Annotated in this window: 5 protein-coding genes; all 5 read left to right on the top strand. The window is 67.3% G+C overall.

What is annotated here, in order from left to right:
• The first annotated feature begins 362 nt into the window (after positions 1–362).
• On the top strand, positions 363–1,031 hold the full coding sequence (locus tag KHY18_RS26620; protein WP_213307387.1) for a site-2 protease family protein: 669 nt from the start codon (positions 363–365) through the stop codon (positions 1,029–1,031).
• 40 nt (positions 1,032–1,071) lie between these two features.
• On the top strand, positions 1,072–2,373 hold the full coding sequence (locus KHY18_RS26615) for a tryptophan--tRNA ligase (RefSeq protein WP_213307385.1): 1,302 nt from the start codon (positions 1,072–1,074) through the stop codon (positions 2,371–2,373).
• Positions 2,374–2,414: 41 nt separating this feature from the next.
• Positions 2,415–3,116, top strand: coding sequence for a response regulator transcription factor (locus KHY18_RS26610; RefSeq protein WP_213307383.1), 702 nt, complete (start codon positions 2,415–2,417; stop codon positions 3,114–3,116).
• Positions 3,117–3,174: 58 nt separating this feature from the next.
• Entirely contained in the window at positions 3,175–4,896 is a 1,722-nt protein-coding gene (locus tag KHY18_RS26605; protein WP_213307381.1) for a FecR family protein, read from the top strand.
• A gap of 11 nt (positions 4,897–4,907) precedes the next feature.
• A partial coding sequence (locus KHY18_RS26600; RefSeq protein ID WP_213307379.1) for a CHASE2 domain-containing protein occupies positions 4,908–6,218 on the top strand: 1,311 nt, incomplete at its 3' end.

Below are 6,218 nucleotides of genomic sequence, written 5' to 3'. Positions count from 1 at the left end.
CGCACCTGCTGCACGGCGGCCTGTGCCACATCGGTCGCTCCACCGGCTTCGAGCGCGCGCTCGGCGCCCGCAAGCGACCAGGCCACCACCACCATCATCGCCGCCATCAACGCGCAGATGCCGCCAAAGGCGATCACCAACCGCGTGCCAATCTTCCAGCTGCCGAATCCCATTTCTGCCTCTTTCTGCGCCAGGCGCAACTGTCTCTGGTGTTGTATTTAGTTATGGAATGGACCTGCCAGACAACGCGAAAGGCGCAGATCCAATTGCATTTTGCAACAAATTGACAATTCGGCGCTCCGGACATGCCCGCAGTCGAACCCGACCGCACGTGAAAGGCGCGGGTCTGAGACAATCATCGCGTGGACTTCTCAGAACTCATTCAAACCGTACTCATCTATGCCCTCCCCGTGCTGTTCGCCATCACGGTACATGAGGCCGCCCATGGTTATGCCGCGCGTTACTTCGGAGACAACACCGCGCACATGCTCGGACGCATCACGCTCAATCCGCTCAAGCACATCGATCCTGTCGGCACCATCCTGATGCCGCTGATGCTGTACTTCGCGACTTCGGGCGCGTTCCTGTTCGGCTACGCCAAGCCCGTGCCGGTGCAGTTCGGCAATCTGCGCAACCCCAAGCGCGACATGATCTGGGTCGCGCTCGCCGGGCCGGCATCGAACTTCTTCCAGGCCATTGTCTGGGCCATCGTGCTGGTGCTGCTCGTGACCAACGGCGTGCAGGAGCGCTTCTTCGTCGAAATGGCGCGCGCCGGCATTCTGGTCAACCTGGTGATGTGGGCCTTCAACCTGTTTCCGCTGCCACCGCTCGACGGCGGCCGCATCCTGGTGGGCCTGCTGCCCTGGAAGCTCGCCAACCAGGTGGCACGCATCGAGCCGTTCGGCTTCTTCATCGTGCTGGCCCTGGTGGTCATGGGCGTCGTCGGCACCATCTGGCTGCGCCCGCTGATGACGCTGGGCTACAGCGCCATCGACCTGCTGCTGACACCGCTGCTCGCGCTGCTGCGCTGAGCGCCCCGTTTTTGTTTATTGCGACATATTGGTTTTTTCCATGGCTACTACCCGATTTCTCACCGGCATCACACCTTCGGGCACCCCCCATCTGGGCAACTATGTGGGCGCCATCCGCCCGGCCGTGCAGTCGAGCCAGCGCGACGACGTGCAGAGCTTCTACTTCCTGGCCGACTACCACGGCCTGATCAAGGGCGCCGACCCGCAGCGCCTGCAGCGCTCGACGCTGGAGATTGCCGCGAGCTGGCTGGCCGCGGGCCTGGACCCGGAAAAGGTCATGCTCTACCGCCAGTCCGACGTGCCGGAAATCACCGAGCTGTGCTGGCTGCTGACCTGCGTCACGGGCAAGGGCGTGCTCAACCGCGCCCATGCCTACAAGGCTTCGGTCGACAAGAACGTGGCCGCGGGCAATGACGTCGACGCCGATGTCACGGCCGGCCTGTTCATGTACCCGGTGCTGATGGCCGCCGACATCCTGATGTTCAAGGCGAACAAGGTGCCCGTGGGCCGCGACCAGGTCCAGCATCTGGAAATGGCGCGCGACATCGCCTCGAGCTTCAACCACCTCTACGGCGAGCTGCTGGTGCTGCCCGAAGTGGTGATCGACGACAACGTCGCCACCTTGCCCGGCCTCGACGGCCGCAAGATGAGCAAGAGCTACAACAACACCATTGCGCTGTTCACGCCGCGCGAGCAGTTGCGCAAGCTGATCAACGCCATCACCACCGACTCGCGCGCGCCCGGCGAGCCCAAGGAAACCGAAGGTTCGGCGCTGTTCCAGCTGTTCCAGGCCTTTGCCTCGCCAGAAGAAACCGCGGCGCTGGCCGCGCAGTACGCGCAGGGCATTGCCTGGGGCGATGCCAAGCAGCGGGTCTTCGAACGCCTGGACCAGGAAATCGCACCCATGCGTGCGCGCTATGAAAGCCTGATGGCCGACCCGGCGCAGATCGAGAAAATTCTGCGCGCCGGCGGCGAGCGCGCGCGCGCGCTCGCCACGCCGTTCACGCGGCAGCTGCGCGAAGCCGTGGGCCTGCGCAGCCTGGCGCAGACCCAGGCGCCGCAAGCCGCCAAGGCGCAGAAGTCGGCCCTGCCCCAGTTCAAGCAATATCGCGAAGCCGACGGCAAGTTCTACTTCAAGCTGGTCTCGGCTTCGGGCCAGTTGCTGCTGCAAAGCACGGCCTTCGACGCGCCCAAGGAAGCCGGGCAAAGCATTGCGCGCCTGCAGCAGCAGGGCCAGGCCGCCTTGGCAGAACTGGCTGCGCGCCTGACACCCGTCGAGGGCGTGGGCCAGGACGAAGTCAACGAGGCACTCGATCAACTGCTGGCCGCGGCCAACGCCTGAAGGCGTTGCAAGCCGATGTGAAGCCATGAAAAGGAGCGAAGATGCGCCGAATAGCTGTCTTGGATGATGACCCGCTGTACCTGGAAATGGTGCAGCAGGTCGTGCAGGGCGCCGGCCATGTCTGCCGCACGCACGCCACCGGCAATTCGCTGATGCAGGAAATGCGGCGCGAAAGTTTCGACCTGCTGATCGTCGACTGGGAGCTGCCCGACACGTCGGGTCCGCAGGTGGTGCAATGGGTGCGCGAACAGATCGGCAATGAAATACCGATCCTCTTCATCACCCACCGCAGCGAAGAAAGCGACATCGTCTCCGGCCTGGGCAGCGGCGCCGACGACTTCATGGTCAAGCCGGTGCGCATGGGCGAACTCAGCGCCCGCATTCACGCCTTGCTGCGCCGCGCCTATCCCGACAGCGACGAAGATGTGCAGGCGTTCGGCCCCTACCGCTTCACTTCCTCGACCCAGTCGCTGGAATTCAACCAGCAGCCGGTCGAGCTGACCCACCGCGAGTTCGCGCTGGCCAAATTGCTGTTCCAGAACCAGGGCCGGCTGATGTCGCGCGACCACCTGCGCGACGCCGTCTGGGGCCACAGCGCCGAAGTGCTGTCGCGCACGCTGGACACCCATATTTCACGCCTGCGCCAGTTGCTGAACCTGCGCCCGGGCCAGTGCTACACGATCTCGGCCATTTATGGCTATGGTTACCGCCTGGACGCGCGCGACGCCCCGCCTGCCTCCTGACCGCGGCGCCTGAAATCGGCCCCGCCCTTTTGGCCCTGTGCCCCGGAACGCTCCATTCATGATGACATGTCGCCCCGCCGCACCTGCTCTTGCCGTCCTGCTGTTCGCCTGCGGATTCAGCGCCAGCGTACAAGCCACACCACTGATGGTCGACGGGCTGATTGCCCACCGCGTCGCGCCGGGCGACACGCTCGAGCAGATCGCGCGCCAGTATCTGGGCGACCACCGCCTGTGGCCCGAACTGCAGTCGTTCAATCGCGTCAGCAACCCGCTGCACCTGCAGCCGGGCTTCACGCTGCGCTTTCCCGACCGCCTGCTGCAGATGGCCACCGCGTCGGTCGAATACGTGCGCGGCTCGGCCGTGGCGATCACGCCCGCGCGCCGCAGCAGCGACAGTCAGGCGCCGGCCGCGGCGCAGCGGCGCAATGTGCAGGCCGGTGAAGTGCTGCAGGAAGGCGACCATCTGCAGCTCGACGCCAATTCCTTCGTCTCCGTGCGCCTGGCCGACGGCTCGCTGGTGCGCGTGCAGGCCCAATCGGACGTGCAACTGCAGCAGATGCGCCGGCGCGGCCGCGCGGGCAGCCTGCAATCGGTGCTCGAGCTGCAGTCGGGCGCGCTCGATGCCTCGGTCACGCCCCAGCCCGCAAGCCAGCGCCGCTTCGAGATCCGCACGCCCGTGGCTTCGACCAGCGTGCGCGGCACGCGCTTCAATGTGCAGGCCGATGCCACTGGCCGCACCATCACCGCCGTGGATGAAGGTTCGGTGGCCGTCGCCAGCGCTGCCCCGAACACCCGGCAGATGACTGTGCTCGATGCAGGCCAGGGCCTGGCCGTGACCGCCGAAGCGGGCGTGGGCGTGCCCAGCGCGCTGCTGCCCGCGCCCGATCTGAGCGCGCTGCCGGAACGCTTCGAAGATGCGCATTGGCTGGACATCCTCTGGCCGGCGATTGCCGGTGCCCAGCGCTACCAGCTGCAGGTGGCACGCGACGCGCAGTTCAGCCAGGTGCTGCGCAGCGCCGCGAGTGACACCACGCAGCAGCGCTTCGCAGCGCTGGACGACGGCAACTACTTTCTCGCGCTGCGCGCGATCGACGCCCAGGGCATTCCCGGGCGGCTGGCACAGCGCAGCATACGCATCAAATCACAGCCCGTGCCGCCGCTCTATCAGTCGCCGGTCGCCGCGGGCGTGATCGCACAAGGCGCGGGCGCGCTGCAATGCACGACCGTGCCCGGCGCCGTCGCCTATCGCATCCAGGTCGCGGGCAGCGCGGGTTTTGCGTCGCCGCTGCTCGATTCGCGCGTCGACGGCGAATGCCAGTTGTCTGTCGCGGCACTGCCCGCGGGCGCCTACCAGTGGCGCGCGGCCAGCATACGCAGCACGCCTACCGACGCCGCCGACCAGGGACCGTTTGCCGCGGGCCAGGCATTCACCGTGGCCACGCCGCCGCCGGAAATGCGCGCCAACGACCTGGTCCTTGGCATGCAAAATGACAGCACGCAGTTGAGCTGGCCGGGCCAGCCGGGCCAAAGCTTCCGGCTGATGGTCGCCAGCGATCTGGCGTTCAACGCCGTACAGCATGACGCCGTGCTGCAGGAGCCGCGCTGGGCCGCGAGCGCGCTGCCTCCGGGCCGCTACTACGTGCAGTTGCAGATCATCGACAGCAACGGACTGCGCAGCCGCTTCTCCGCGCCCCGCGAATTCGCCGCCGGCAACACCGTGCGCGATGGCTCGGGCGCAAGCCTGCGCACCGGCACCGATCTGCCGCTGCATCGCCAGTAAAGCCCCGCACCTTGCCGCCCGCCGCCCCCGCCCGTCGCCGCTTTCAATGGCAGCGCCTTGAATGGGCGGCGCTGGCCGCGGCGATCTTCGCGCTGGTGCTGTGGCTCGGCGGACCCGGGCATTTCGTGCGCTTCAATGCCATCGTGCAAGACATCGCCACGGGCCTGAACCAGCCCCAGGCGTCGCCCGAGATCGTCATCATTGCCATCGACGACGCGAGCATTGCCGCGATCGGCCGCTGGCCCTGGCGGCGTGCGCTGCACGCGCAATTGCTCGAGCAACTCTCGCCGCAACCGCCGCTGGCGATAGGCATGGACATCCTGTTCAGCGAAGAAGACCTCGACTACCCTGGCGACGACCTGATGCTGGCGCGCGCCGTCGCGCGCAGCGCGCGCGTGGTGCTGCCCGTCGTGCGCAGCAATCCCGGCGCGCGCCATCCCGCCGACTTGCCCATGGACGCGCTGGTGCACAGCGCCGCCGCGCTGGGCCATGTGCACGTGCAGGTCGACAGCGACGGCGTGGCGCGCAGCTATTACGCGCGCCAGGGCCCGCCAGGCAAGACCTGGCCGCATCTGGCGCTGGCCATGCATTGCATGGTCGAGCCCGCGACGCCGCTGTGCGCGCCCCAGGCCGAGGCCGCCGCGGATACGGCCGCCGCCGCCGATGCCAACTGGCAGCGCCAGCAGCGCGAGATCATTCGCTACGCCAAGCCCCAGCCGGCATTCACGCGTTATTCCTATATCGATGTGCTGCGCGGCGCGATTCCGGCCGCGGCGTTTCGCGGCAAGTACGTGCTGATCGGCGCCACGGCCACCGGCCTGGGCCCGGGTTTTTCACCGCCTTCGGGCACGGGCCTGCGGCAGTTGCCCAATGTGGACATGCTGGCCCATGTGCTCAACGACACGCTGCAGCACCGCCCTCTGCAGCCCGCCTCGCCCTGGGCCAATCGGCTGTTCAATGCGTTTCCCGTGCTGCTCGCCCTGCTGGGCCTCGCGGTGCTGGGCCCGTCTTCGGCGCTGGCAGTCTGCGCGGGCCTGCTGGGCCTGACACTGCTGGCCGCGGCGCTCGCGCCGCTGGCGTTCGGCGTGCAGTTCGCGCCCGCGGCCGCACTGACGGCGCTGGCACTGATCTATCCGCTGTGGAGCTGGCGGCGCCTGAACGCCGCGGCCCACTTCCTGGGCCTCGAAATGCAGGACCTGCAAAAAGGCCTGCCGATGATGCAGCCTGCGGCCAGCACCGGCGGCGACTTTCTCGCACGCCGCATCAGCGCCGTCGAGCATGCGTCGCGCGAACTGCGCCGGCTGCACCACTTCGTCAGCGAA

The organism is Acidovorax sp. CCYZU-2555 (genome assembly GCF_018413525.1).
Taxonomy (GTDB): domain Bacteria; phylum Pseudomonadota; class Gammaproteobacteria; order Burkholderiales; family Burkholderiaceae_C; genus Comamonas.
Note: the sequence above shows the minus strand (reverse complement) of the source record. Positions and strands in the feature narration are given on the sequence as shown.

Excerpts from the sequence above, each read along its gene's own strand:
- KHY18_RS26605 (WP_213307381.1), top strand. The coding sequence starts at position 3,175 with ATGATGACATGTCGCCCCGCCGCACCTGCTCTTGCCGTCCTGCTGTTC.
- KHY18_RS26610 (WP_213307383.1), top strand. The coding sequence starts at position 2,415 with ATGCGCCGAATAGCTGTCTTGGATGATGACCCGCTGTACCTGGAAATG.
- KHY18_RS26615 (WP_213307385.1), top strand. The coding sequence starts at position 1,072 with ATGGCTACTACCCGATTTCTCACCGGCATCACACCTTCGGGCACCCCC.